Annotated in this window: 23 protein-coding genes and 1 tRNA gene; 15 read left to right on the forward strand and 9 right to left on the reverse strand. The window is 73.8% G+C overall.

The window, feature by feature from the left end:
* The first annotated feature begins 57 nt into the window (after positions 1-57).
* A complete protein-coding gene (locus tag VK611_11715; GenBank protein HMG41992.1) occupies positions 58-1,773 on the forward strand; it encodes a DNA polymerase in 1,716 nt (571 codons plus the stop codon).
* On the opposite strand, the gene VK611_11720 is transcribed toward VK611_11715, so the two are convergent.
* Positions 1,770-2,537 (reverse strand): class I SAM-dependent methyltransferase, encoded by a 768-nt coding sequence (locus VK611_11720; protein HMG41993.1) that lies wholly within the window; start codon positions 2,535-2,537, stop codon positions 1,770-1,772. The genes VK611_11715 and VK611_11720 overlap by 4 nt on opposite strands.
* Positions 2,538-2,561: 24 nt before the next feature.
* On the opposite strand from VK611_11720, the gene VK611_11725 reads away from it, so the two are divergent.
* Positions 2,562-3,161 (forward strand): PadR family transcriptional regulator, encoded by a 600-nt coding sequence (locus VK611_11725; protein ID HMG41994.1) that lies wholly within the window; start codon positions 2,562-2,564, stop codon positions 3,159-3,161.
* 88 nt (positions 3,162-3,249) lie between these two features.
* Positions 3,250-4,212 carry a non-homologous end-joining DNA ligase gene (gene ligD, locus VK611_11730; GenBank protein ID HMG41995.1) on the forward strand — a complete coding sequence of 321 codons (963 nt, stop codon included), beginning with the start codon at positions 3,250-3,252 and terminating at the stop codon, positions 4,210-4,212.
* Here ligD and VK611_11735 read toward each other — a convergent pair.
* Positions 4,209-4,592 carry a VOC family protein gene (locus VK611_11735; GenBank protein ID HMG41996.1) on the reverse strand — a complete coding sequence of 128 codons (384 nt, stop codon included), beginning with the start codon at positions 4,590-4,592 and terminating at the stop codon, positions 4,209-4,211. The two genes, ligD and VK611_11735, sit on opposite strands and share 4 nt — an antisense overlap.
* 105 nt (positions 4,593-4,697) lie before the next feature.
* Between VK611_11735 and VK611_11740 the strand changes: the two genes are divergently transcribed.
* Entirely contained in the window at positions 4,698-5,555 is an 858-nt protein-coding gene (locus VK611_11740; protein HMG41997.1) for a TIGR03619 family F420-dependent LLM class oxidoreductase, read from the forward strand.
* 4 nt (positions 5,556-5,559) lie between these two features.
* The gene (locus tag VK611_11745; protein ID HMG41998.1) at positions 5,560-7,317 is read left to right on the forward strand and encodes an acyl-CoA dehydrogenase family protein; all 1,758 of its coding nucleotides are present in this window, start codon (positions 5,560-5,562) and stop codon (positions 7,315-7,317) included.
* 13 nt (positions 7,318-7,330) lie between these two features.
* On the opposite strand, the gene VK611_11750 is transcribed toward VK611_11745, so the two are convergent.
* A complete protein-coding gene (locus tag VK611_11750; GenBank protein ID HMG41999.1) occupies positions 7,331-7,945 on the reverse strand; it encodes a TetR family transcriptional regulator in 615 nt (204 codons plus the stop codon).
* Positions 7,946-8,097: 152 nt separating this feature from the next.
* Between VK611_11750 and VK611_11755 the strand changes: the two genes are divergently transcribed.
* From VK611_11755 to VK611_11785, 7 genes are read left to right on the forward strand one after another with little or no spacing between them, the layout of a single operon-like run.
* Positions 8,098-9,393 carry a phosphotransferase family protein gene (locus VK611_11755; protein HMG42000.1) on the forward strand — a complete coding sequence of 432 codons (1,296 nt, stop codon included), beginning with the start codon at positions 8,098-8,100 and terminating at the stop codon, positions 9,391-9,393.
* A 44-nt stretch (positions 9,394-9,437) separates the two neighbouring features.
* On the forward strand, positions 9,438-10,538 hold the full coding sequence (locus VK611_11760; protein HMG42001.1) for an ABC transporter substrate-binding protein: 1,101 nt from the start codon (positions 9,438-9,440) through the stop codon (positions 10,536-10,538).
* 26 nt (positions 10,539-10,564) lie between these two features.
* The gene (locus tag VK611_11765) at positions 10,565-11,392 is read left to right on the forward strand and encodes an ABC transporter ATP-binding protein (protein ID HMG42002.1); all 828 of its coding nucleotides are present in this window, start codon (positions 10,565-10,567) and stop codon (positions 11,390-11,392) included.
* Positions 11,389-12,225 carry an ABC transporter permease gene (locus VK611_11770; protein HMG42003.1) on the forward strand — a complete coding sequence of 279 codons (837 nt, stop codon included), beginning with the start codon at positions 11,389-11,391 and terminating at the stop codon, positions 12,223-12,225. The genes VK611_11765 and VK611_11770 overlap by 4 nt, the downstream gene beginning before the upstream one ends.
* Entirely contained in the window at positions 12,222-14,498 is a 2,277-nt protein-coding gene (locus VK611_11775) for an AMP-binding protein (GenBank protein ID HMG42004.1), read from the forward strand. The genes VK611_11770 and VK611_11775 overlap by 4 nt, the downstream gene beginning before the upstream one ends.
* Positions 14,488-16,065: an AMP-binding protein gene (locus VK611_11780; GenBank protein HMG42005.1), complete on the forward strand. Its 1,578-nt coding sequence runs from the start codon at positions 14,488-14,490 to the stop codon at positions 16,063-16,065. The genes VK611_11775 and VK611_11780 overlap by 11 nt, the downstream gene beginning before the upstream one ends.
* Positions 16,062-16,991 (forward strand): hypothetical protein, encoded by a 930-nt coding sequence (locus tag VK611_11785; GenBank protein HMG42006.1) that lies wholly within the window; start codon positions 16,062-16,064, stop codon positions 16,989-16,991. The genes VK611_11780 and VK611_11785 overlap by 4 nt, the downstream gene beginning before the upstream one ends.
* A gap of 33 nt (positions 16,992-17,024) precedes the next feature.
* On the opposite strand, the gene VK611_11790 is transcribed toward VK611_11785, so the two are convergent.
* Both VK611_11790 and VK611_11795 read right to left on the reverse strand, forming a co-directional pair.
* Complete coding sequence (locus VK611_11790) at positions 17,025-17,456, reverse strand: MarR family transcriptional regulator (GenBank protein HMG42007.1); 432 nt, start codon at positions 17,454-17,456, stop codon at positions 17,025-17,027.
* Positions 17,457-17,467: 11 nt separating this feature from the next.
* On the reverse strand, positions 17,468-18,400 hold the full coding sequence (locus VK611_11795) for an LLM class F420-dependent oxidoreductase (protein ID HMG42008.1): 933 nt from the start codon (positions 18,398-18,400) through the stop codon (positions 17,468-17,470).
* A 141-nt stretch (positions 18,401-18,541) separates the two neighbouring features.
* On the opposite strand from VK611_11795, the gene VK611_11800 reads away from it, so the two are divergent.
* A complete protein-coding gene (locus tag VK611_11800; GenBank protein ID HMG42009.1) occupies positions 18,542-20,068 on the forward strand; it encodes a sialidase family protein in 1,527 nt (508 codons plus the stop codon).
* Positions 20,069-20,089: 21 nt separating this feature from the next.
* Here the strand turns inward: VK611_11800 and VK611_11805 are convergent, their stop codons facing one another.
* From VK611_11805 to VK611_11820, 4 genes are all read right to left on the reverse strand, one after another.
* Positions 20,090-20,806 (reverse strand): alanyl-tRNA editing protein, encoded by a 717-nt coding sequence (locus VK611_11805; GenBank protein ID HMG42010.1) that lies wholly within the window; start codon positions 20,804-20,806, stop codon positions 20,090-20,092.
* Complete coding sequence (locus tag VK611_11810; GenBank protein ID HMG42011.1) at positions 20,806-21,567, reverse strand: AAA family ATPase; 762 nt, start codon at positions 21,565-21,567, stop codon at positions 20,806-20,808. The genes VK611_11805 and VK611_11810 overlap by 1 nt, the downstream gene beginning before the upstream one ends.
* Positions 21,564-23,141, reverse strand: coding sequence for a CHAD domain-containing protein (locus tag VK611_11815; GenBank protein ID HMG42012.1), 1,578 nt, complete (start codon positions 23,139-23,141; stop codon positions 21,564-21,566). The genes VK611_11810 and VK611_11815 overlap by 4 nt, the downstream gene beginning before the upstream one ends.
* A gap of 87 nt (positions 23,142-23,228) precedes the next feature.
* A tRNA-Leu gene (locus VK611_11820) sits at positions 23,229-23,312 on the reverse strand.
* A gap of 59 nt (positions 23,313-23,371) precedes the next feature.
* Between VK611_11820 and VK611_11825 the strand changes: the two genes are divergently transcribed.
* Both VK611_11825 and VK611_11830 read left to right on the forward strand, forming a co-directional pair.
* Positions 23,372-24,844, forward strand: coding sequence for an alkaline phosphatase family protein (locus VK611_11825; protein ID HMG42013.1), 1,473 nt, complete (start codon positions 23,372-23,374; stop codon positions 24,842-24,844).
* Positions 24,845-24,922: 78 nt separating this feature from the next.
* Positions 24,923-26,443, forward strand: a complete 1,521-nt coding sequence (locus tag VK611_11830; protein ID HMG42014.1) for a hypothetical protein — start codon at positions 24,923-24,925, stop codon at positions 26,441-26,443.
* Positions 26,444-26,447 lie beyond the last annotated feature (4 nt).

Here is a 26,447-nt window from a genome sequence, read left to right on the forward strand (position 1 = left end):
ACTATTCGTTGAATCGTTGGTGAAGTCGGGGCCGACGGGTCGTGGCAGGGTGCGGGGGTGATCGACGAGCTGCGGCGGGCCGGGGTGGGACGAGGCGGCCTCGTCGCGGTGACGTTCGCTCCGGGGATCGGGATGGGGCTCGCGACGACGTCGGCGACGGCGACCGTGCGGCTCTCCACCGGCGACGACCCGGTGGCCGGCCTGCGGCGGGTCGAGGAGGAGCTGCGGCCGCGATGGGTGACGTGGTCGGGCGAGACGGCGCTGGCGCTGGTGCGGTCGGGCCTGCGGGTGGCGACGTGCTGGGACCTGGCCGCCGTCCACCGGCTGCTGTTCGGCGGGTGGCGGGCCGAGCCGGGCCGGGTGTGGGCGCGGCTGCACGACCTGCCGACCGACGACCTCCCGACCGGCGGGCCCGTCGACCTCTTCACCCCGCCCGACGGCGGCGACGCCGTGCGGCCGGACGGGCACCTCAGCGGCGAGTGGGTGGGCGGCGGCTGGGCCGAGTCGCTCGACCACCTCGCACACTGGGCCGAGCTGGCCCTCACCGCCGCCACGCTCCAGCAGGCGCGGCTCGACGAACGACCACGGGCCGCCGCCACCGCCCGGGCCGAGTCGACCGCCGAGCTGCTGTGCGCCGAGATGACGATCGACGGGCTGCCCGTGGACCGGTCGGTCGCCGAGGCCATGCTCGCCGACATCGTCGGACCGCGGCCTCGCACCGACGCCGAGGTGGCGCAGGGGCGGGCGGAGCGCGACGCCCGGGTCCTGGAGCACGCCCCCGCCGATGCCGGGCGCTTCGACCTGCGCAGCCCCGGCCAGGTGAAGTCGCTGCTGCGACGGGTCGGGATCGAGGTCGTCGACACCCGGGCCTGGCGTCTGGAGGCCGTCCGGGACGAGCACCCGCTGGTCGACGCCCTGCTGGCGTGGCGCAAGGCCGAGCGGGTCGCCACCACGTACGGCTACACCTGGCTCGACGAGCACCTCGGCGCCGACAGCCGGCTGCGGGGCGCCTGGTCGGGGGCCGACGGGGCGGCCGGGCGGATGACCGCGTCGGCCGGGCTCCACAACCTGCCCGCCGACATGCGGGGCGCGGTGGTGGCCGAGCCGGGCCACGTGTTCGTGCGGGCCGACCTCGGGCAGATCGAGCCGCGGGTGCTGGCCGCGGTGTCGGGCGACCGGGCGCTGGCCCGGGCGACGTCGGCCGACGACATGTACGCGCCGATGGCCGAGCACCTCGGCGTCGACCGGGCGACTGCCAAGGTGGCGATGCTCGGCGCCATGTACGGGCAGACGACCGGTCACGGCGCCCAAGTGCTGCGGCGGCTCACGTCGGCCTACCCGGTGGCGATGGGGTACCTGGCCGACGGCGACCGCTCCGGCCAGATGGGCCGCGACCTCCGCACCTACGGCGGGCGGCTGGTGGGGATGGGCGGGGGTGCGGGGGCCGACGGGGCGAGCGAGCAGGAGGCCCGCAGCCGCGCGGCGGCCCGGGGGCGCTACGGGCGCAACGCCCTGGTCCAGGGAGCGGCGGCCGAGCTGTTCAAGGTGTGGGCGGTCACGGTGCGGGCCCGTGGCGCCGACCTGGGAGCGCAGATCGTGCTCTGCCTGCACGACGAGCTGCTCCTCCACGTCCCGGTCGCCGACGGCGACGCGGCCGCCCGACTGCTCGACGACTGCCTCCGGGAGGCCGCGGGTCGTTGGGCCCCCGACGACACCGTCCGCTTCGTCGCCGACGTCAGCGTGATCAGCCGCTGGTCCGACGCCAAGGACTAATCCCGGCGCGCCGTCCAGAGCTGGGTGACGTAGGGGTAGTCGAAGGTGCCGCCGTGGCGGTCGACCACCTGGGCGACCCCGGCGAGGACCCGGTCGAGCTGGTCGGGGGCCATCAGCTTGTGGTTCGAGTGGGTGCGCAGGAGCGCCAGCAGCTCGTCGCGGGCGTACCGGAGGGTCCAGGCGAACACCCGGTGCTCGGCGTCGGCGAACGTCGCGCCCTCGGGAGCCCGGGCGAAGGGAGTTCCCTGCTCGCGGCCGATGGTCGGGCAGAACGGCTCCCCCGGGGCGATCTCGTCGTAGACGGCGTCGATCTCCCGGCGGACCGGCCGGTCGTCCCCGTCGGCGAGGTTCCAGAACACGGCGATGCGCCCTCCCGGCCGCAGCAGCCGATGGGCCCGCCACAGCCCCACCTCGGGTTGCACCCAGTGCCACGCCTGGGCGGCGGTGATCAGGTCGGCCGGGGCGTCGCCGTCGGCGGGCCGCCACCACTCGAAGTCGGAGACGTCGACCCGCCAGCCCGGATAGGGCGCCAGGTGCCGCGCGGCGAGCGCCGCCATGGCCGGGTCGGCCTCGACGCCCACACCCGTCATCCCGCGCTCGGCCAGCAGCCGGGTGGCCTTGGCGGTGCCGGTGCCCACGTCGATCACCCGCGCGGACGCCCCCACGGACCCCACCAGGTCGTCGACCAACGCCGCCGGGTACGACGGCCGGGCGTCGTCGTAGCCCACCGCGTCCTCCCCGAACACCAGCCGCCGTTCCCTCATGCCCGCCACCCTAGGTTGGTGGTCATGAGCATCCGGCAGGCGCTGCTGGCGTTGTTGAGCGAGGGGCCGAAGTACGGGTTCCAGCTCCGCCAGGAGTTCGAGGCGAGGACCGGGGAGGCGTGGCCGCTGAACGTCGGGCAGGTCTACACGACGCTGCGGCGGTTGGAGCGCGACGGGCTCGTCGAGTCCGACGACGCTGCCGACGCCGAGGCGGAGGGCCCCCAGAAGCGCTTCCGGGTGACCGGCGACGGCGAGGCCGAGCTGACCAGCTGGCTGCGCACCCCGCCCGACATGAGCGCTCCCCCGCGTGACGAGCTGACCATCAAGGTGCTGGTGGCGCTCCACATGCCCGGGGTCGACGTCGCCGGCCTGGTGCAGACGCATCGGCGCTACCTCGTCTGGCTGATGCAGCGTCACACCCGGGCGAAGGAGGGCGCCGGCGACGACGACCTGGGCCGCGCCCTGGCGGTCGACGCCGAGCTGTTCCGGCTCGACGCCGTGATCCGCTGGCTCGACACCGTCGACAGCCACCTCGAGCGCGCCGACGTGGTGCTCCCCCTGCGACCCACCGCCGAGCCGCCCCGACCCCGCAGGGCCCGGAAGGCGGGAGCCACCACCCCTTGATGGACGCGGCCGACGTCGCCGACCGGCACGACGTCGAGTTGCTGCGGCGAAGGTTCGGGGCGGCGGGGGCCGGATAGCGTCCCTGGGGATGAGCGCCAAGAACGATGGCGAGTCCAGGGACGGGGTGTCGCTGTCGAACCTCGACCAACCGCTGTTCGACGGCGCCGGGGCTACCAAGCGCGACCTGGTCGACTACCTCGACGCCATGAGCGACCGGATCATCCCGGTGCTGGAGGACCGGCCGCTGTCGGTCATCCGGGTGCACCGGGGTCAGGAAGCGTTCATGCAGAAGAACGTGCCCAAGTACACGCCGGAGTGGGTGAAGACGGTCGACTTCTGGGCGGAGACCTCGAAGCGGAACGTGTCGTACGCCCTGTGCAACGACCGCCGCACCCTCATCTGGTTCGGCAACCAGCGGGCCATCGAGTACCACCCGACCCTCGTGCGGGCGGACCGGCCCGACCGGACGACCCACCTCGTGCTCGACCTCGACCCGCCTGAGGGCTCCGACTTCGCCACCGTCGTGCGGGTGGCGCACCTGGTCCGCCAGGCGCTGGCCGACGTCGGACTCGAGGGTGCGGTCAAGACCAGTGGCGCCAAGGGCATCCACGTGTTCGTCCCGGTGGACGACCAGGCGCCGTTGAACGACTCGGCCGCCGCGACCCGTGCCATCGCGGCGCGGACCGAGCAGCTCGACCCCGACATCGCCACCACGGCCTTCATCAAGGAGGACCGGGACGGCAAGGTGTTCGTCGACTCCACCCGGGTCGGCGGGGCCACCGTGGTGGCGGCCTACAGCCCGCGGGCGCGGCCGGGGGTCCCGGTGTCGTTCCCCCTCGGCTGGGACGACCTCGACTCGGTGGTGCCGGCCGACTTCACGGTCCACACGGCCCTCGACCGGCTCGGCGACACCGACCCCTGGGCCACCAGCATGCCCGAGCCCCAACCCATCAGCGCCGACCTCCTCGCCGAGGGCCACGCCATCCCGGTCGCCCGCGTCCAGGCGATGCACGAGGGCAAGCGCCGCGCCCGCGCCCGCCGCACGACCTAAGGAGTGTCGCCCCCGGCCACGCGGTGGGCGATCTGGAACACGTTGCCGGAGGGGTCGCGCACCATCGCCCGACGATCGCCGTAGGGCGTGTCGAGCGGCTCCTCCAGGCTCACGGCGCCGAGTTCGAGCGCTCGCCGGTAGGTGGCGTCGGCGTCGTCCACGTAGACGTAGAGGAACGCCGGGAAGCGGTCGCGCTCGGCCGTGGAGCTGACCATCACGAGCGAGTCGCCGACGCGGAGCTCGGCCGGGCGATCGGGGTGGACGTCGCCGAGGGCGTCGAAGACGGCCCGCAGGAAGCCGGCGGCGGCCTCGACGTCGGGCACGAACATCCGGGGCGTCACCGAGTGGTACCCGGCGGGCGGACGATCGGCGGCAGCCACGCGGCCATCCTTCCACGGTCGGGCCGCCCTGAGGGCGATCTGGGAGTTGATAGTGCGTCAACTCAGGACTAGACAGCGGGTTTCGGGACGTCGACGGGAGGGCACATGCGGTTCGGGATAGCGCTCGCCCAGACCCACACTGCCGTGTGGGCGGACGCCGCGGTGCTGGCCGACCGTCTCGGGTTCGAGTCGGTGTGGCTTCCCGACCACCTCGTCTTCCCGCTCGACATGGCGGGGACGCCGTACGCCGAGGGCGGGCATCCACCGGTGCCGCCGGAGACGCCCCTGTTCGACTGCCCGGCGTACCTCGGCTACCTGGCGGCGCTCACGAGCGAGATCCGCATCGGCACCTTCGTCTACGTCTACGGGCTGCGCCACCCGCTGGTGGCCGCCCGAGGGTTCGCCACCGTCGACATCCTGGCGGACGGGCGGCTGGAGGTCGGGGTCGGCGCCGGCTGGCTGAAGGGCGAGTGGGACGCCGCCGGGCTCGACTTCGCCACCCGCGGCCGTCGCCTCGACGAGGCGATGGCGGTCTCCCGGCGGCTGTGGTCCGAGGACGTCGTCGCCCACGACGGGCGGTTCTGGTCGTGGGAACCGCTGCGCTTCGACCCGAAGCCCGCCCAGCCCGGCGGGCCCCCGCTGCTGGTGGGTGGTGAGTCGCGGGCGGCCCTGCGCCGGGCGGCCACGCTCGGCGACGGCTGGATGTCGATGCCGCACGACTCGCTGGCCACGTTGAACCTGCAGCTCCACCTGCTGCGCTCGTTCCGGGAGGACGCCGGCCGGGCCGACGCGCCGTTCTCGGTGACGGCCTGCGTGACGACGCCGCCCCCGGTCGGCGAGGTCGAGCGGTGGGTCGAGGCCGGTATCGACCGGCTCATCGTCCGCCCCTGGACCCGCACCCGGGAGACCCTCGACGGCCTGCGCCGCTTCGCCGACGACTACGCCGCGGTCATGAGCCGATGAACCCATGATCTGCGGAGAGGCCGGCCGCGCCGCGCTGGCCCGCCTCGGGATCGACGCCGGCTCGCGGACCTTCCTGCCGGCGGCCGTCGACGGCATCGTGGGCACCGTCCTCGACGTGCGGACGGTCGTCGTCCCCCACGGCACGGGTCTGCTGGAGGTGCCGGTCGCACCGGCGGGCGCCGGGATCGACGGCCGCATCCGGCGGATCGGCCGGGTCGCCGACGGCACGCTGCTCGACACCGCAGCCTCGGTGGACGACGCCGTGGTCGCCTGGTGCACGACCGCGGCGACGGAGCTGGTGCGCACCGGCGACACCGTGCTCGAGGCGCTGATCGACCACGTCCGCACCCGCACGATCGGCGGCCGGCCGTTGGGCGCCCGCCAGGTGGTCCAGCACCGGATCGCCGACCGGTGGGTCGAGCTGCAGGCCGCCGCCCTGGCCGCCCGGAGCGGACCCGCCGATCCCACGACGGCGCTGGCCGTGTGGCTGGGAGCGGCCCGGGCGGTCGCCCGGCTGTGCGACGAGGCCGTGCGCTTCCGCGGGGCGGGCGGCTACCTGGCCGACGACGTCGCCGCCCGCGCCCGGGCCGAGGTGGCCGGGGCCCGGCTGGCGCTGGGCGATCCCGACGAGGCGGCGGCCCGGGTCGGTCACGGACTGCCGCCTCGCCGGGCCGCCGACACCCCCGCGCGCCGGGCGGTCCGCACCGCGCTGGCCACGGTCTGGGACGAGCGACGGGCCACCGAGGCCGACGCCACGGGGGTCCTCCACGACCCCGGGGTGCACCGCGCCGTCGCTGGTCAGGGCTGGTTGGGGGCGTTCGTCGCCCACGCCGGGCTGAACCCGGAGCTCAGCCCGACCGCCGCGTTCGAGATCGCCGAGGAGCTGGCGCTGGTGGGCGTGCCGACCTACGCGCTCAACACCAGCGCCATGACCGCCGCGGTGCTGCAGGCCCACGGCTCGGCCCCCGTCCAGAGGGAGGTCCTGCCGCGCCTGCTGGCCGGCCGGGCGGTGGCGGCGCTGGGCTACACCGAGCCGGAGGCCGGCAGCGACCTCGCCAACATCCGGACCGTGGCGGCCCGCGCCGCCGACGGCCGCTGGCGCATCAGCGGCACCAAGCTCTACTGCACCCTGGCCGACGTGGCCGACCACGCGCTGGTGCTGGCGCGGTCGGATCCCGGGTCGGAGCGCCACCGGGGCCTCACGCTGTTCCTGGTGCCGCTGGCCGCGACCGGCGTGCGGGTGGAGCCGCTGCCGACCGCCGGCGGCGAGGCCACGACCCGGCTGACCCTCGACGACGTCGAGGTCGACGACGACCTGGTGGTCGGCCAGGTCGACCGGGGGTGGGCCGTGGTGATGGACGCCCTGCGCTTCGAACGCAACGCCACCCCGTGGTGCGACGGCGTCCGCCTCCTCGACGCGGCCCGCGACCTCTTCGGCGACCACCCGGCAACCGCCACCCGGCTCGGCTGGGCGTTCGTCGACGTGACGCTCGGACGGGCGCTGGTCGACCAGCTGCTCGACGACACCGGCGCGCTGGGCGAGGTCGCGCCCTCGGCCGTGAAGCTCTTCACCACCGAGGCGCTGGTGGCGATGGCCGACTCGTTCGTCGCCGCGTTGCCGGCCGACGGGATGGACCGACCGGCGGCGCGTCGGATCGCCGGTCTCTGGCGCCGGGCGATCTCGCTGACCATCGCCGGCGGCGCCAGCGAGGTGCAGCGCGACGTCATCGCCCGCCGGGGCCTGCAGCTCCCCGCCGGCTGAGAGGGGAGCCGGGTCAGGCCGTCAGCGTGGCGTGGATGACGCGGGCCTGCGAGTCGACGAGGGCGTCGAAGGGGACGCCGTCGCGGGCGAAGCCGTCGCGCCGGGCCGCGGCGTGGCTCAGCATCATCACCAGCGAGCCGGCGACCCCGGCGGGATGCCCCTCGTTGACCGCCTCGGAGAGCGTGTTGGTCAGCGACACCAGCGCCCGGAGCAGCACCTTGAAGAACCGGGGGTCCTCGTCGCGGGAGGCGACGACGATGGCCTCCAGCAGCCCCGAGCGGTCCTCCCAGAAGGCGAAGAACGCCTCCACCAGGGCTTGGCAGGCCTCCAGGTCGCCCTCCCGGACCACCACCTCGTGGGCCAGGGCGAGCACCGAGTCGAACTCCACCAGGTGGTTCGCCGCCACCTCGGCCGCGGCCGCCGCCACGTCGGGGAAGTAGTGGTAGAAGGTCGCCGCCGACGTGTCGGCCGCCTGGGCGATCTCGGCCACGGAGATGGTGCCGTAGTGGGAGCCGATGCAGCGGCGCTCCACCTCGTCGAGCAGCCGCTGCCGGGTCTTCATGCCCCGCCGCCCCGGGACGCGGCCGGTGGCCGTGAGGATCCGGTCTTCGGTCTCCGAGTGGGTCATCCCGAGCACCCATTCTCCAGTGTCGGCGGCTTCCTGGCCAGGCGTCACCGCAGGCTAGCCGCCCACCCAGAGTTGATAGGAAATCAACTAGTAGTTGACTGTCTATCAATTCTCTGAATACCGTGGCGCTCATCACTGCTACGAGGAGGGAAATGCCGCTATCGGCACCGCAACCGGACGGACGCCTCGCCGACACCGTCGCCCAGGCGCTGGGCGTTCCCGCGGTGCGCCTGGAGGTCCACCCCGGGGGCGGGTCCCGGGCGGCGTACCGGGTGCAGATCGCGGGCGAGGACCACGCCACGGCGTTCCTCCGGCTGGACGACGGCAACAGCGGCATGAGCGGCACGGAGTTCGACCTGCGACGGGAGGCCGACCTGCTGCGCCGCATCCGCGCCCTCGGCCTGCCGGTCCCCGAGGTGCTGGCCACCATCGACGACCCGCCGGCCACGGTCATGGAGCTGGTGCCCGGCACCGAGCGCCTCGACCGGGACACCGCCGAGGCCGTCGGCGAGGAGCTGATGGGGCTCGTCGCCCGCATCCACGCCGTCGACACCGCCGACCTGCCGTTCGACCGGCCGGCGACCACCACCGAGGCGGTCGACGCCGACCTGGCCTGGTGGACGGCCCGGGTCACGGCGACCGACCTGCAGGACGTCCCGCTCGTACGCCTGGCCGGGCGGGTGCTGGCGACCACCCGACCCGACGTGCCGACGCCCCCGGGCCTGGTGCACGGCGACCTGGGCCCCGGCAACTTCCTCGTCCACGAACGGCGGGTGTCGGCGATCCTCGACTGGGAGATGGCGCACGTGGGCGACCCCCACGAGGACCTCGCCTGGCTGTGGATCCGGGGTGCGCACTCCGAGCTGGGCGATCCCCAGCGCCGCTTCGCCGAGTACGAGCGGGCCGCCGGTCGGCCCGTCGACCACGCCCGGCTCGACTGGCACGTCGCCTTCGTCACCTACAAGACCGTCGTCGCGCTGCGGGCGGGCCTGGGGCGCCCCGGAGGTGGTGGCCGGCTGGTGCTGGTGCAGCACGTGCTCTGCACGGTGTACGAGGCCCTGCTCGGCTCGGCCCTCGCCCGGCTCTGCGGCACGGCGCTGCCGCTGCTGGAGGAGACGCCCGAGGCCTCCGTGACCGCCACGGCCCGACTGGTCGGCCGGCTGTCCGAGCTGACGCCGCGCGACGACCGGGAGGTCGGGATCATCCTCGATCACCTCCACGCCGCGGCGTCGCACTGCGACTGGGAGCGACGGCGCCACCACGAGGACCTGCGCTCCGAGCTGGGCCTGGCGCCCGACGAGGTCCTCGCCGCCATCGACTCGACCGACCCCGCCGAGCTCGCGCCGCTGGTGCGGGCCGTGGGCCGGTCGGCGGACCGGGCGTGCCACGCGCTGCCGGCGGCGGTGCGGCGGGTGCGGCGGGCCCAGGCGATCGGGCTCGGACTGTGAGGAATGTGCAGGGCGGGCGACCCGCCACGACAGGGAGAACCTTGATGAGACCACAGAAGCGGAACCTGAGGCTCTGGGCGCTGCTGCTCGCGGTGCTGGCGCTGGTCGCCACCGCCTGCGGGGGCGACGACGACGATGACGCGGGCGGGACGTCGGACACCACGGCGGCACCGGCCGACGACGAGACCCCGACGGGCGACCCGTTCGCCCCGCAGCCGCTGGACGAGCCGTACACCATCAAGATGACGACGCCGGTGCGCATCGAGGTGTTCGCCCAGCCGCTCCTGGCCGACTTCTTCGACGAGCTCGCCGCCGAGAACCTGACGCTGGAGGTCACCGACACCCCGACGTCCGAGGCGCTCGCCCTCCTCGACGCCGGGCGCACCGACGTCCACGTCACCTCTCCGGTCGCCGGGTTCTTCAACGCCGTCGACCAGGGCCTGAACGTCCGCTGGGCGGCGGCGTCGAACCAGTTCGGCCCCGACTCGCCCACCGGCCTCTACCTGAAGCCCGACCTGTTCCAGCCCGACGGCACGGTCGACCCCGACGACCTCGAGGGGGCCCGCATCGCCCTCGGCCCCAGCGGCTGGGGCGACCTGGCGGCCGGCTTCTTCCGCACCTGGCTGCAGGACAACGGCCTCGACACCGACGACATCGACATCCAGTCGTTCAACTCGGTCGACGCGCTGACCCAGCTCGAGGCGGGGAACCTCGACGGCGCCGTGCTCGCCGACCCGCTCTACGAGCAGGCGCTCGACCGGGGCTTCGGCGAGCTGTTCCTGTCGTTCCCCGAGGGCTCGACCTTCAACGGCTACTTCGTCGGGCCGAACCTGCTCGAGGAGAACCGGGAGGCCGGCGAGGCCTTCTTCCGGGCCATCGCCCGCACCACCGAGACCCACCTCCAGGGCGACTACCACGACGACACCGAGGTCGCGGAGGCCCTGGCCGAGGTCACCGGGGCGCCGATGGAGAACATCCTGGCCACCGACGAGCTGCTGTTCGACCCCACCCTGGCCCTCGATCCGACGTGGGTGATGGAGGTGCAGGAGGCCTGGATCGCCATCGGGGACGTGCTCGGCTACGACGAGGCGCTGCCCGTGGAGAACTGGGTGGACACCTCGCTCATCGATCCGCTGGCGGAATGACGGGCCCGGCCCCCGAGACTTCCCCGGTGGACGCCACGACCCCCGCCAGCACCGTGCCGAAGATCAGCGCCCGAGCCATCGAGCGCACCTTCGGCACGGGGCGGGGCGAGGTCCACGCCCTGGGCCCGGTCGACCTCGACGTGGCCGACGGCGAGTTCCTGTGCCTCGTCGGCCCGTCGGGGTGCGGCAAGTCGACGCTGCTGCGCATCCTCGCCGGGCTGGCACCGCCGAGCGGCGGGACCATCGACATCGACACGGCCGACGGCGCACCGCCCGACCTGGCCATGGTGTTCCAGGACTACGGCATCTTCCCCTGGAAGACCGTGGAGGCGAACGTCCGCTTCGGGCTCGACGTCGCCGGCGTCCCCCGTCGCGAGGCCCGGGAGACCGCCCGGCGCTGGCTGGAGCGCCTCGGGCTCGGGGCGTTCGGCGGCGCCTACCCCGCGACGCTGTCGGGCGGCATGCGCCAGCGGGTGTCCATCGCCCGCGCCCTGGCCACCGACCCCGAGATCCTGCTCATGGACGAGCCGTTCGCCGCCCTCGACGCCCAGCTCCGGACGCTGCTGCAGGAGGAGCTGCTGGCGCTGTGCCAGGAGTCGCCCCGCACGGTCATCTTCGTGACCCACTCGCTGGACGAGGCGCTGCTGCTGGGCGACCGGGTGGCGGTGCTGAGCGCCCGACCGGGACGCGTCCTCGAGATCGTCGACGTCCCGTTCCCGCGCCCCCGCACGCCCGACGTCCGGGCCACCGTCGAGTTCGCCGAGCTCCAGCGCACGCTCTGGGCCCACCTCCGCCACGAGGTGGAGCTGGCCGTCGTCGAGGACGTCGCAGCGGTCTCGGGAGGAACGACGTGACCTACCGGATCGCCGCGCCGCCGGCGATGCGCGACCCGGTCCGCTACGCCCGCCGGCGTCGCTGGCTGTACCGCTCGCTGGCCTGGGGGTTCCCGGTCGCCCTCGTGGCGCTGTGGCAGCTCGCCGCCAGCCGGGAGTGGATCGACACCCGGCTGTTCCCCTCCCCGTCGGACATCGTGACCGCCGGACGGGAGCTGGTCGACGAGGGGACCCTCCAGGAACAGGTGTGGATCAGCCTGCAGCGCGTGTGGTGGGGCCTGTTCTGGGGGAGCGTCACCGGCGTCGCCGTGGGGTTCGCCTGCGGGGCGGTGCGGGTGGTGCGGGCCACGCTGGAGTCGACGCTCTCGGCCCTCTACACCGTCCCGAAGCTCGCGCTGCTGCCGATGCTGCTGCTGATCTTCGGGTCGGGCGAGAGCCCCAAGGTGATCCTGATCGCCATCACCGTGTTCTTCTTCATGTGGCTCTCCGCGATGGCCGCGGTGATGGAGGTCTCCGACGGGTACCGCGAGGCGGCCCGGGCCTTCCGGGTGAGCCACTGGCAGATGTTCCGCCACGTGCTGTTCCCCGCCACGCTGCCGCAGATCCTCGTGGGCCTGCGGCTGTCGTCCGGCGTCGCCGTGCTGATGATGGTGGGCGCCGAGTTCGCCCAGGGCAACGACGGCATCGGCAAGTTCATCTTCCAGTCGTGGACGCTGTTCCTGGCCGACCGGATGTACATCGGGATCGTCGCCGTGGCGTTGATGGGCCTCGCGTTCAGCATGGCCATCACCGCGCTCACCCGGGTCCTCGTGCGCTGGGCGCCCCGCGACCGCGACCAGGTGCGGGCCCGATGAGCCCGGTGAGCGTGCCCGAGGGGCACCCCGAGGCCGACCTGTGGACCACCATGCGGACCGCCCGGGCGATACGCCGGTTCCGGCCCGACCCGGTCGACGACGCCGTCCTGGCCCGCTGCCTGGAGGCCGCGACCTGGGCGCCGTCGGGCTCCAACGAGCAGTCCTGGCGCTTCCTCGTGCTGCGCTCGCCCGAGGTGCGGCGGATCATCGGCCCGGCCTACCGGTCCGGCTGGGACGCCATCGCCGGCCTCTACGACATCGAGCGGCCCGCGCCCGACGACCGGTCGCGCCGCGCCCGCATGACCCGCAGCCTGCTCCACCTGGTCGACCACGTCGACGAGGTGCCGGCGTTCGTGCTGTTCTGCACCCGGCCCACGCCCGGCTTCCCCGAGCTGCTGGTCGGCGGGTCGATCTACCCGGCGGTGCAGAACTTCCTGCTCGCCGCCCGGGCACAGGGTCTCGGGGCGGTGGTGTCGAGCTGGTTCACCCGCTGCGAGCCGGAGCTGCGGCAGCAGGTCGGGGTGCCCGACGACTGGGTGATCGCCGCGCTGGTCGCCGTGGGGTGGCCGGTGGGCCGTCACGGACCGGTGCGGCGCCGGCCGGTCGACACGGTGACCGCCGCCGACCACTGGGACCACCCCTTCCTCGACCCGGCCGCCGTCCCCCCGGCACCGGGCCGTGTGCGCTCGGCCGGCCTCCCCCCGCTGGCCGAGCGCACGATCACCCGCGTCCTGGCCGACTGCGCCGAGCGGGATCCCGACCGGCCCGCGGTCACGTCGGCCGACGAGGTGGTGTCCCGGAGCGAGCTGTTCGAGCGGGCGCGGCTGGTCGGCGGGTGGTTCCGGCGACTGGGTGACCAGCCCCGCGTGGCCCTGATGCTCGACGACCACCTCGACCACGTGCTCGCCGTCGCCGGGCTGTGCGTCGCCGGCGGGGTCCAGGTGCCCGTGAACACCGCCTACCGCGGGGCGCTGCTGGCACACGTGCTGGCCGACTCCGGCGTCGAGACGCTGGTGGTCGACGCCCGCTACCTGCCCCGGGTGGCCGAGGTCCGCGACCGGGTCCCCGGCCTCCGCCGGATCGTGGTGCGGGGCGAGGCAACGCTCGGTGTCCCCCACTGCGACCTGGTCCCCTTCGCCGCGCTGGGCGACGGCGCCCCCTGCTCCCCCGCCCACCGGGAGCCGTGGGACCTGTACGGGATCATGTACACCTCGGGCACCACCGGCGTGTCGAAGGGGGTGCTCACCACCCACGGGCACGCCTTCGGCTACGCCAGCCCGGCCGGGCTGCAGGCGGCGACGCCCGACGACGTGAGCCTGGTCGTGATGCCGCTGTTCCACGTGTCCGGACAGCTGTGGGGCGTCGTCAACGCCCTGATGGCCGGAGCGGAGGCGGTGGTCGCCGGCGGCTTCCACGTGTCCACCTTCTGGCCGCAGGTGCGCCGCCACCGGGTGACGTTCACCACGATGGCGGGCGCCATGGCGCGCTTCCTCCAGCGGGCCGCGGCCCGCCCGGACGACCGGGACCATCCGCTGCGGCGGGTGTGCGTCGCCCCGATCCCCCCGGACGTCGACGATTTCCTCGCCCGCTTCGGCATCGACGAGTACTGCACCGGCTACGGGTCGACCGAGACCGGTGCACCGCTCAGCTCGCCGACCGGCCGGCCGCCGGGCAGCGTCGGTTGGGCCCGTCCCGAGTGGCGCGCCCGGGTGGTCGACGCCCACGACCGCGACGTCGCTGCCGGCGAGGTGGGCGAGCTCCTGGTCCGGTCGGACGAGCCGTGGCTCATGATGACCGGCTACCACGGCCGCCCGGAGGCGACCGCCGCGGCGTGGCGGAACGGCTGGTTCCACACCGGCGACGGCGCCCGGCAGACCGCCGACGGCGAGGTCTACCTGGTGGACCGCATCGACGACGTGATCCGCCGGCGGGGCGAGAACGTGTCGTCCCAGGAGGTCGAGGCGCAGCTGACGGGTCACCCCGGCGTGCGCGAGTGCGCGGTGGTGGCGGTCCCCAGCGCCGACACCGACCACGAGGTCCTGGCGGTGGTCGTGGCCGACGACGCCGCGGGCTTCGACCCGGGTGGGCTGGTCGAGCTCGCCCGACAGCACCTGCCCTACTTCATGGTCCCCCGCTACGTCCGCACGGTCGCCGAGCTGCCGCGCACGTCGACCGGCAAGGTCCGCAAGCAGCAGCTGCGCGACGACGGCGTCACGCCCGACACCTGGGACCGCTATGCCGCCGGCATCACCGTCAGCCGCCATGACGCCTGAGCCGGCCCTGGTGGGCTACCCGCCGACGTTCTGGTCGCTGGTGGAGCGGCGCGCCGCGGCGTCGGCCGACCGGACGATGGTGGTGGACGACCGGGGCCGCGAGCTCACCTTCGGGGCGTACCGCCGGGCCTGCGAGCAGGTGGCGGCCGGGCTGGCGGCGCAGCACGGCGTCCGGGCGGGCGACGTGGTGTCGTGGCAGCTCCCGACCACGATCGAGACGCTGGTGCTCATGGGCGCGCTGGCCCGCCTCGGCGCGGTCCAGAACCCGATCGTCCCCATCCAGCGGGAGCGCGAGGTCGGCTTCATCGCCGACCAGGTCCGTCCCCGGCTCCTGGTGGTGCCGGGCACGTGGCGGGGCTTCGACCACGCGGCGATGGCGTCGGCGGTCTCCCACGACGTGGGCTGCGACGTGCTCACCCTCGACCACTCCGGTGTCGCGCCGCTCCCGACCGGCGGGCCCGACGACCTGCCCCCGCTGCCCCCGCCCGACCCGGCGGCCACCCGCTGGCTCTACCACTCGTCGGGCACCACCGCGGACCCCAAGGGCGTCCGGCACACCGACCGCTCGGTGATGCACGGCGCCACCGGGTTCGTCCAGGTGCTGGGCCTCGGGCCGTCCGACGTGTACCCGATCGCCTTCCCGATCGCCCACATCGGCGGGGCCAACGCGCTCACCGCCCACCTGGTGACCGGCGCCCGGCTGGCGGTCTGCGCCACCTTCGACCCCGAGCGGAGCCCGGGGTTCATGGCCGACGTCGGCGCCACCCTGCTCGGCTCGGCGCTGCCGTTCTTCCACGCCTACCTCGACGCCCAGCGCCGGGCCGGCGACCGCCGCCTGTTCCCGGCGCTGCGGGCCGGCATCAACGGCGGCGCCCCCAAGCCCCCCGGCCTGCACCAGGAGGTGAAGGAGCGCCTGGGCGGGGTCGGGATCCTGGGCGCCTGGGGCCTCACCGAGTTCCCTATCGCCACCTTCGGCTCGCCGCACGACACCGACGACCAGCTGTCGCGCACCGAGGGCCGGCCCGTGCCCGGGGTGCGGCTGCGCGTGGTCGACGACGACGGGCGCGACGTCGGCCCCGGCGAGGAGGGTGAGCTGCTGCTCGCGGGACCCCAGCTCTGCGCCGGCTACGTCGACCCGGCGCTGGACCACGACGCCTTCGACGAGCGGGGCTTCCTCCGCACCGGCGACCGCGGCTACGTCGACCCCTCCGGGCACGTGACGGTCACCGGCCGGTCGAAGGACGTGGTGATCCGCAACGCCGAGACCCTCTCCAGCCAGGAGATCGAACATGCCGTGGCCCGACACCCCGACGTGGCGGAGGTCGCCGTGATCGGCGTCCCCGACCCCCGCACCGGCGAGCGCGCCTGCGCGGTGATCGTGCCCGTGCCCGGTCGACCCGCGCCGACCCTGGCCGACCTCGGCGAGCACTGCCGGCGCCTGGGCCTCGCCAACCAGAAGGTGCCGGAGCGCATCGAGCTGGTCGACGCCCTGCCCCGCAACGCGCTGGGCAAGGTGCTCAAGCGCGACCTGCGGGCCCGCTACCTGGCACGGGAGGCGCGACGATGACCGACTGGGGTCTCACGACCGCCGACGACACCTTCCACCCGCCGAGCGACGACCGCTGGTGGACCGAGACGGTGTGGTTCGCCTGGATGGTCCCCGAGCGCAACCTGCTCGGCTACTTCTACCCGGTGTTCCGGCCCAACCTCGGGGTGCAGTTCGGCGGGGTGCTGGTGTTCGACCACACCGCCGAGCTGCCCTGGCAGCTGCCGGTGTTCGCCTACGACTGGCACCAGCCGATCCCCGACGGCCTCGACCTGCGCGACGCCCGCCTGGACAACGGGATGACCCTGCGCTGCACCGAGCCGACCCGGGCCTACGAGCTCGGCTACGAGAGCCGGGAGCTGCAGCTGGAGCTGCGCTACGAGGCGCTGATGCAGCCGCTGCTGTCGCGGGCCACGCCACCGTTCACCGTGGCGAGCCACCTCGACCAGCCCGGCCGCGTCACCGGCACCATGGTGCTCCACGGCGAGACGATCGACGTCGACTGCCTGGCGATGCGGGACCGGGCCTGGGGACCGCGGCGCGACGGGCGCCAACCCAAGCTCGGCTACGCCTACGCCACCGCGTCGGCCGAGAGCGCGTTCCTCGCCATCTCGGTCGACAAGGGCGAGGACCTGGTGTCCACCGGCTACCTCATGCGCGACGGCACCTGGTCCCGGCTGGCGTCCGGGCGCCGCCACGTCGAGCGGGACGAGCGCGGCCGCCCCCGGGTGGTGGTGGTCGACGCCACCGACGAGCTCGGCCGCGCCCTGCACGCCGAGGGCACCGCGGTCAGCCGGCAGGTGTTCACCGCCTACCCCTCGATGTTCTGCTGGAACAGCCTGGTCCGCTGGGACCTCGACGGCACCACCTGTTGGGGCGAGGACCAGGACGTCTGGCACCCCCGCAAGTGGCGCCGCCACGCCACGGAGCACGGCTACCTCGCCTGACGGCCGGAGCGCCCGGGCTCGGGCTCGGCGCCGTCAGCGGGTGAGGTTGCGCTGCATCTCGGTGAGGTAGCGGACGAAGGCGGCGCGCTCGGACGGGTCGAGCGTGGCGAGCGCGCGGTCGGTGAGGTCGTCCATCTCGCGGTCGATGGCCTCCTGGAGCGACCTCCCCCGGTCCGTGAGGCACAGGCGCACCAGCCGCCGGTCCGACGGATGGGGCCGACGGGCGAGCAGGCCGGCGGCCTCCATGCGGGTGGCGGCGCGGGTGACGGTGGGAGTCGACAGGCCGAGCCGGAGCGCGACCTCGCCGGGGGCCAGGCAGTCCTCCTCCCACAGCGCGAGCAGGATGTACTGCTGGCCCGCCCGCACGCCGTGACGACCGAACGCCGCCTCGCTGGCGGTCGCGATGGCCCGCTTCGCGTCCCAGAAAGCCGTCTGGAAGTCGCCGTCACCGTGCTGGTCACTCAAGCGGCGTCAATCTACGAGAGCCGCCCGACCTCGGGCACGATGGCGGCGATCACTCCCAGCGACTCGTCGTCCCAGGGATGCGACGGCTCGAAGATCACGTGCTCCAGCCCGACCTCGGCCAGGCCGCCGAAGTGGTCGACGATCTCGGCGGGCCCCTTCACGTCGCCCGTGCCGATCGGCCCGATCGCGAACGAGCTGACGATCGTCTTCTCGATGTCGTCGTAGGGACGCCCGACGTCCTCGCAGTGGCCGCGCAGCACGTCCAGCTTGTGCCGCAGTCCCTCGGGCCCGCCCCGGTGCCCGGCGATCTCGACGCCCTCGGGGATGTCGAAGAGGTTGCAGGCGTCCGCGTACTGGGCGACCAGCCGCAGGGTCTTCCGCTCGCCGGCGCCGCCCACCAGGATCGGCGGGTGCGGTCGCTGCACGCTGTTCGGGTTGTTGAAGGGGTTCTCCAGCCGATGGTGGACGCCCTCGAACGGCGTGGCGTCGCCGGCCCACATCCGCAGGGCGATCTGCAGGGTCTCCTCCAGGCGCTCGTAGCGCTCGCCCAGGCCGGGGAACGGAAGACCGAAGGCGCGGGCCTCCTCGTCGTGCCACGACGCCCCGATGCCCAGCCAGGCCCGCCCCTGCGACAGCACGTCGAGCGCTGTGAGCGACTTGATCAGCAGCCCCGGGTGCCGGTAGCTGACCGCCGTGACCAGCGCCCCGATCCGGATGCGCTCGGTGTGGCCGGCGACGAAGCCGAGCAGCGCGTAGGCCTCGAGCAGGGGGTCGGTGGCCGGGCCGTTGAGCGGGATCTGGAACATGTGGTCCATCGCCCAGAGGGTGTCGATGCCCGTCTGGTCGGCGAGGCGGACGAGCCGCGACACCTGCGGGCCGATGGGGCTCGACCCGTCGGCCGCGTCCGGCCAGGAGTGGTTCGCCAGGGAGATGCTGAGCCGCACTGTGCTACCTCTTCGATTTCCTTAGTCGGCTAACGTTACTCAGCTAACGATAGCCACGGGAACCGGAGGGGCGGGGCGGTTCGTCACACCGGCGTGAACCGATGTCGGCATGCCTCCGTCCGTACCGGTCTCGTCGCGGGTGTGCTGCTGACCGTCGGCGCCTGCGGATCGGGGGGCGAGTCCGAACCGGCGGTGTCGAGCGGGGGTGCGGACCCGGAGTGGGTCGGCCAGGTGTTGGAGGCTGAGCCGGGCGCCGACCAGCCGACCCTGATCGGGGTCGACGGCGACCGGGTGGTCGTGGCCGTCGTGAGCGAGGAGGGCGTCATCAGCGGGTTCGCGACCGACGACCAGGGACGCTTCCGGGCCGGCGAGCCCACCGCCACCGGGCTCGAGAACCTCCGCCTCGGCGGCGTCACCCGGTTCGGCGACGGCTGGGTCGCCCTCGGCAGCGGCGGCCTGCTCGACGACGAGGAGCTCCTCTTCGACGTCCGGGCCTTCCGCTCGACCGACGGGCGCACCTGGTCCGCGCTCGACGCCACCGGGTTCGACCAGCCCGCCGACGTGGCGGGTCTGGTCACCGTCGACGACGCGCTGGTCGCGGTGGGCACGCTGCGCACCGCGGACGTACCCTCGCAGGGCGGCTTCCGGCCGGTGGCGTGGCACAGCGCGGACGGGGAGCGCTGGACGGCGGTGCCCCTCCCGACCGACGGGGGCACCGAGGGGACCGTCCAGTCCGTCGTGACGACCGGGGACGAGGTGCTGGCCGTCGGCAGCGTCGACCGCCAGGGCGTCATGTGGTCGTCGACCGACGGCGGCGCCACGTGGGCGATCGTCGAGCGCGACGGCATCCCGCCCATGCCCACCCTGAGCCACATCGCCCGGCAGCGTGACGTGATCGTGGCGAGCGGCACGGCGGCCGAGACGGACGAGGGCGCCGACGGGGTACAGCTCCTCCTGCGTTCGACCGACGGCGGCCGCAGCTGGCAGGAGGCCACGGACCCGCCGCCACCGAACCGGGGCGAGGGCTTCGCCTTCCCCCTCTACACCGGCGGTGGGCGCTTCTTCGCCCTGGGCCACTCGTTCGTCGAGTCCTGGTCCGAACCCGAGCTCTGCTACGCCGACATCGAGCTCTGCCGGCAGGACTCGGCGGTGGCGCTCTACGCCAGCGACGACGGCGACCGGTGGACCCGGGTCGACAGGTCCGGCATCGGCGAGGGCGAGGCCGGCGAGGTCGACGCCGTCACCGGCACCGACGACGGCCGGATCGTCGCCCTCCGGCAGGTCGAAGGCGGCATCGGGACCTGGGCCTGGCCCGCCGACACGGCCCTGCCCGCCGAGGCCGAGCCCGTCGATCCGACCACCGACGTCGACCTCCTCGCCGAGGGCGAGGTGCCCGAACCCGGCCGCCGCTACGCCGTCCCCCTCTACATCCACTGCGGGATGGAGTGGCTCTTCGTCGGCGACGAGCCCTGGCAACGCACCGACGACGAGCCCGACACCGAGACCGGCGCCGGCGCCGGCGTGCCCGACGACTGGCCCGTGGCCCAGCAGACGATCTTCGGGTTCGCCACCCTCGTCGGCGACGAGGTCGTCGAGTACTCGATCGGCGACGGCGAGGTCATCGCCACCTACGCACCCGCGACCGAGGACCCGCCCGGCTGCGAGTGACCGCCCGGAGCCTCCAGGGTGTCAAGCGTCTAGGACCTCGATGCGGATGCGCTTGTTGGCCTTGCCCTTGGACTCGGTCTTCACGACGCGGATGCGACCGACCTCGGCGGTGTTCGCCACGTGGGTGCCGCCGTCGGCCTGCTTGTCGAGACCGACGATGTCGACGACGCGGATCTCGGTCACGGTCTCCGGGATCATGTTGACCTTGGTGCGGATGAGGTCCTCGTCCTCGACCGCGGTCTCCCGGGGCAGGAAGTCGACCCGGACCGGGCGGGCCGCGGCGAGCTCCTCGTTGACCCGGAGCTCGATCGTCTCGCCGAAGCCCTGCGGCAGCGGATCGAACTCGAAGTCCATCCGGGCCGACAGCGGTTCCATGTTGCCGCCCGTGACCGCGACCTCGTACTCGTTCCAGATGACGCCGCAGAGCACGTGCAACGCGGTGTGCGTGCGCATGAGCGCGTGGCGACGGTCCCCGTCGATCTCGCCGTGGACGGCCGTGCCGGGATCGGGAACCGCGCCCTCGAGGACGTGGACGACCTCGCCGTCGGCCTTGCGCACGGCGACCACCCGGGCGGACCCACCGTCCCACGTCAACGTGCCGGTGTCGTGGGGCTGACCGCCGCCCGTCACGTAGAAGGCCGTGCGGTCGAGCACCACCCGATCGTCGGTCGCGGACGACACCGCGGCGTCGAACGTCCGCAGCTCGGCATCCCGCAGGTACAGCAGCTCCGTCGGCATCAGCCCATTGTGGGTCGGATGTCGACGCGGATGCGGATCTCGGCCCAGAGCTCGCGGTAGGCCTCGGCGGCGCGGCTGCGGGGGGCGCTGTCGACGACGGCGGAGCGCTTGACGCCCATGAGCTCCACCTCGGTGGCGGCCGGGACCGCGACGGAGCTGACCTCGGGGTGGTCGACGGGGAGCTGGGCCATCACCTCACGGTGGAGCTTCTTGCGGCCGTCGACCATCGAGAAGAAGCCGATGATCTCCGGCGGCCGCTTGACGTCGTCGCGCACGTAGTCGAGCAACTGGTCGAAGGTGCGCAACGACAGCGTCGACGGGATCAGCGGGACGACCAGGGCGTCGGCGGCGTCGAAGATGCTCTCGGACACCAGCGAGATCGACGGTTGGCAGTCGACGATGACGAGGTCGTAGTGGTCGGCGAGGGGAGCGAGCACCGTGGCCAGCTGCCGGGTCGGGCGCTTGGTGCTGTCGAGCGCCAGGTCGAGGTGGCGGTACGAGAAGTCCGCCGGCAGCACGTCGAGGCCCTCCACGTCGCTGCCGCGCAACAGCTCGGGAAGGTCGCTGCGCCCGCGCACGAGCTTGCGGCCGCCGCCCTTGACCTTCGGCCGGACGCGCAGCAGGAACGAGGCCGCGCCCTGCGGGTCGAGGTCCCACAGCAGCGTCCGGAGCCCGTCCCTGGCGGCCAGCACGCTCAGGTTCACCGCCGCCGACGTCTTCCCGACCCCGCCCTTGATGTTGTACGACGCCAGCACCTTCACGTGGTGCTCCGGGTGCCGCGGGGGTCGAGCTGCGCGAACGCCACGAACCGCTCGGCGACGTCGGCCCGTGCCGCCCGTTGGTCCGCCTCCAGCCGATCGATCAACGAGCCCATCGCCAGCAACGCATCCGCTCCCCCCGGCCGTTGGGCCAGCTCCGGTGCGAGGGCGCGGAGCCGCTTGCGCTGCACCTCGCGATCGTGGTGGCGCCCGAGCACGTCCTGGAGCTCCTTCAGGACGCTCACCAGCGGCTTCACCTTCGACGCCGGCCACAGCGCGCGCCCGTAGATCTCGAGCAGGCAACGCAGCGACTTGCCCCGCTTGCGCAGCTCGTGCAGCGACTCGGCCGGCGAATCGGCGGTGACCGCCTGACCCTCACGCACCATGCGCGCGTAGAGAGCGTCGATCCGTCGACGGACGACCTTGCCGATCGGGCGTTCGGAGTCACGCCCCGCGCTCCGGTCGTCGTCGACGGCGAGGAACAGCCGCCACGCCGTCCAGCGGCGCCGGTACTCGGCCGAGCGCAGCGTGGCCTTCATCGTCCGGAGGGCCGCGGCGCGCTGCTCGACCAGGCGGGCGTGGGCGGGTTCCAGCGCCGCCCGGCGATCCTCCGGGACCTTCGCGAGCAGCTCGTCCCACTCCAGGAGCTGGACGTCGAGATCACGTGTCGCGCCGGTGACGCCCTGCATCCAACGCAGGCTGTCGGCCTGCTCCCGATAGGCCACGGGATCGAAGACCCGCCGCATCTGACGCAGGACCGTCCGGCTCCGTCGGAGCGCGACCCGCAGGTCGTGGAGGAACTCGCTGTCGAGGTCGTCGAGAGCGCCGGGACGGTTCGCCTCGACCACGTCGGCCAGCCTCCGCAGGATGCGCCGGGAGGCCTCCCCGGCGGGCTCGTCGCCGTCGAGGTCGACCTTCACCTGGCTCGACAGCCCGCCCGGCGAGCCACCCAGAGCGGTGACCGCCTCGTCGGCGACATCCGTGCCGGCCTCCGCCAGGTCGGGGTCGCCACGCAGGGCCGTGTCCACCTGGGCGAACTGCCGGGGATAGCCGAGCACGCCCGTCACGTCGACCCGTCCGCGCAACCGCTGCGGCTCGGACGTGTCCTTCGACAGCGCCCACAGGTCCGCCACGAGGAGGCGCACGACGGTCTTGGCCTGCGGGTCGAGCACCGTGACCGGCACCTCGTGCCGGCGGATCTCCACCAGCGGCAGCAACGCCCGCACGTCGACGATCGCCGCCAGCCGCGCGGCCAGCTCGCCGTCGGGCAGGTCGCCGACAAGGTAACGGCGGCGCTGCCGGGAGCAGGCCACCCGCAGCTGGCGGGCACCCGGTGGGCCGTCGAGCACGAACATCGCGGGATGCTCGGTGGCGTCGATGGCGAGGTCGAGTCCTGCGGCCCTCAACCGGCGATCGGCGGTGTCGAGGACGGTGCGCGTCGTGGCCGCGAGCTCACCGACGGTCGCATCGAGCGACGTCTGTCCCTCCCGCACCCGATCCACCAACTCGACCGCCCGCGCCGGCGCGTCGGCCTCCGCGGCGAACACATAGGACCGGGTGGGGACGTCGAAGGACAAACCGTGAGTGTGTCACGCTGCGTCGACGCGCCCCCAGCCGGGCCCCGGCGGCCACGCCGGGTGAATCGCCGGGCACTGAGCGAGCTGTGCGCGAGGGGGGACTTGAACCCCCACGACCTTACGGCCACTGGCACCTGAAGCCAGCGCGTCTGCCAATTCCGCCACTCGCGCGAGTGGAGTGAACACGATAGCCCGGGCCGGGGTCGGCGCTGCCACATATCGTCGTACCCATGCGACCTGCTGGGTACCGGGCCCCCAAGCCGGACGACGTCGGGCGGCTGGCCGATGCGCTGCTCGACCCCGACCTGGAGCGGATCGTCGAGTTCGTGGTGACCGCCGACGACCAGGCGTACCAGGTGCAGGCGGTCGACGGGCGGGTGCGGTTCCGCCGCGGCACCGACGACCCGACGACCTTCGAGGACGTCGACGTCGAGGGCCGGAACCCGCTGGCCGACACCGCCACCGACCGCTTCGCCCCACTGGCCGACGAGCGGGCGCACCCGTGGCCGACCCGCACCGAGCAGTCGTACCCCCACGCCCACGAGCAGATCGCCCAGATCTTCGACCACCCCGCCGCCCCCGACCTGGTGTGCATCCACACGTCGGCCCACAACTGGGAGGACCAGGGCGGCGAGCGGGGCGAGCACGGGTCGCTCGGCGTCGTCCAGGCCCGCGCCCCGTTCGTGCTCGCCGGCGCCGGCGTCCGCCAGCAGGGCCTGATCCCGCAGTCGTGCCGCGTGGTCGACGTCGCCCCCACGGTGATGCGGCTGCTCGGCGGCCCCGACCTGCGCCGCCAGGACGGCACGGCGCTCACCCACCTCCTCGACGCCGACGCCCCGCCCGCCGAGCACGTCGTCGGGTTCCTGTGGGACGGCACCAACCCCAACGTCCTCTACGACCTGGCCGCCCGCGGCGAGGCCCCCAACCTGGCCCGCCTGCTCGACCTGGGCGTCGGACTGGGCCACGGCGCCATGGCGTCGCTGCCATCGGTCACGCTCGCCAACCACACCAGCATCGTCACCGGCACCCACCCCGGGCACCACGGCATCCTCCACAACGCCTGGTACGACCGGGCCGCCGGGGAGCAGGTGATCACCAACTCGCCGGCCACCTGGGCCTGGGCGATGGAGCGCCTGGCACCCGGCGTCGAGACCCTCCACCAGGCCGTGCACCGCCACTGGCCCGACGCCTTCACCGTGTCGGTCAACGAGCCGTGCGACACGGGCGCCGACGTGTCGATCTTCGACCAGGTGCGGCGGGGCCGGGCGATCCCCCGGGCGCCCAGGGCCGAGGACCTCCCCTTCGCCACCGAGCGCTTCGTGCGACCGGAGAAGACGTACGAGGTGGCGTCGCGGGTGGACCACACCGGCATGGTCCAGGCGGTCGACGCGTGGACGGGCGGGACACCGTTGCCCCGCTTCTGCTTCGTGAACTTCACGCTCACCGACGCCGCCTTCCACCACCGCGGCCCCTACTCGGAGATCGCCCGCTCCAGCATCCACGACACCGACGCCCGCATGGGCGAGGTGCTCGACGCCGTCGAGCGGTCGGGGGCGTGGGACCGCACGGCGTTCTTCGTGGTCGCCGACCACGGCATGGAGGACAGCAACCCCGACGTGACCGGCGACTGGGCCCCGGCGCTCGCCGCCACCGGCGTCCCCCACCGCGACGAGGCCTACGGGTTCATCTACGTCACGGAGTGACGACCGCCCGATACGTCACGGAGTGACGGCCGCCGACATCGGGCGAGCACTCTCCGCGGGGTCACTAGTGTGCCTTTTGTGGGCACGGCGGTACTGGCGGCGGACCTGGTCGATAGCTGGCGCGACATGGCGCTGGAGCTGTGGCTGATCGCGGGCGCGCTCGCCGTGGTGTGGCTCCTGCTGCTGGGGATCTGCGCCGCCCTCACCGACCCCCGCAAGGTCGACCCGGGTCCGGCGACGCTCGACCTGGGCGGCTCCGAGCCCCCGGCCGTGGTGAACTTCCTGGTCAGCGACTGGCGCCTGGAGCACGAGTCGCTGCCGGCGACGCTGCTCGACCTCGCCGCCCGCAAGCACCTCGCCGTCGAGCAGGTGGGCGACCGGACCTTCGTCCGGGTGCCGACGACGGCGAGCACCCCCGACGACAGCCTCACCCCCTACGAGGACATGGTGCTCGGCCACGTCCGGGGCCTGGCCCGCCAGGGCGACGACGCCATGGTGCCGGCCGAGGCGCTCACCACCGGGCCGGACCACGCGTCGAAGGGTTGGTGGCGCAACTACCGCAACGCCGTCGAGCGCGACGCCCGCGACCGCGGCCTGGCCCGCAAGCGCTGGTCGCGGGGTACGCACCTGCTGCTCGTGTCCGCCGGGCTGGTGGTGGCGTTCTACGTCGGCCTGGCGTTCAGCGCCCTCCCCCCGAGCGAGGACGCCGACGACGACAACCCGATCGCCGGCGGCTTCTTCGCCGCCCTGGTGACTGCCGGCGCGACGATCGCCGCCGTCGAGACCGTGGGCAAGCGCGAGCGCGACACGCCGGCCGGAAGGGAGGCCGCCGCCCGCTGGCTGGGTCTCCGCGAGATGCTGACCCAGGACGAGCTGTTCGCCGAGCAGCCGCCCGCCGGCGTCGCCATCTGGGACCGCCACCTCGCCTACGGCGCCGCGGTCGGCGTGGCCCATGGAGCCGTCAGCGCGCTCCCGCTCGGCGCCGAGAGCGACACGACCGCCTGGAGCCCGGTCGGCGGCCGCTGGCGGATGGTGCACATCCGCTACCCGCGCTACTTCCCGCCCGGCTACGGCAACCACCCGGGCCTGGCGCTGGCAGGCGGCCTGCTGCAGCTCGGCTTCGCCGGCTCGTTCCTGTACGGCGTGCTCGGCGTGCTGCTCGACTGGTTCTACGACCTCCAGGACGAGGGCAACGAGGTGGTGACGTCGGGGGCGATCGAGCTGGTCGTCCTCGCCGGGATCGCCGTCGTCACCGTGGTCGCCGGCTTCTTCGCGCTGCGGGCCCTGTGGATGGCCGTCGTCGGCCTCGCCGACCTGATCACCGGCCGCCACGACGTGGAGGGCCGCGTGCTGCGCTTCCGGGTCCGGGGCCAGGACAACAACAAGGTGACGTTCGTGGCGGTCGACGACGGCACCGCGCAGCGCGTCCGCGCCTGGCTCTTCCGCCGGGCCAAGATCCACGCGTTCCAGGGCACGACCGTGCGGGCCTCGGTCACGAGACGGCTCCAGCACGTCCGGGACCTCACCGTCGTGACGCCCGAGGACGAGACCACCGCCCGACGTACATACGCACACGAGATGACCGCGTCGGGTGAGTAGGCCA

The sequence above is a fragment of the Acidimicrobiales bacterium genome (genome assembly GCA_035316325.1).
Classification (GTDB): Bacteria; Actinomycetota; Acidimicrobiia; order Acidimicrobiales; family VFJN01; genus DASXTK01.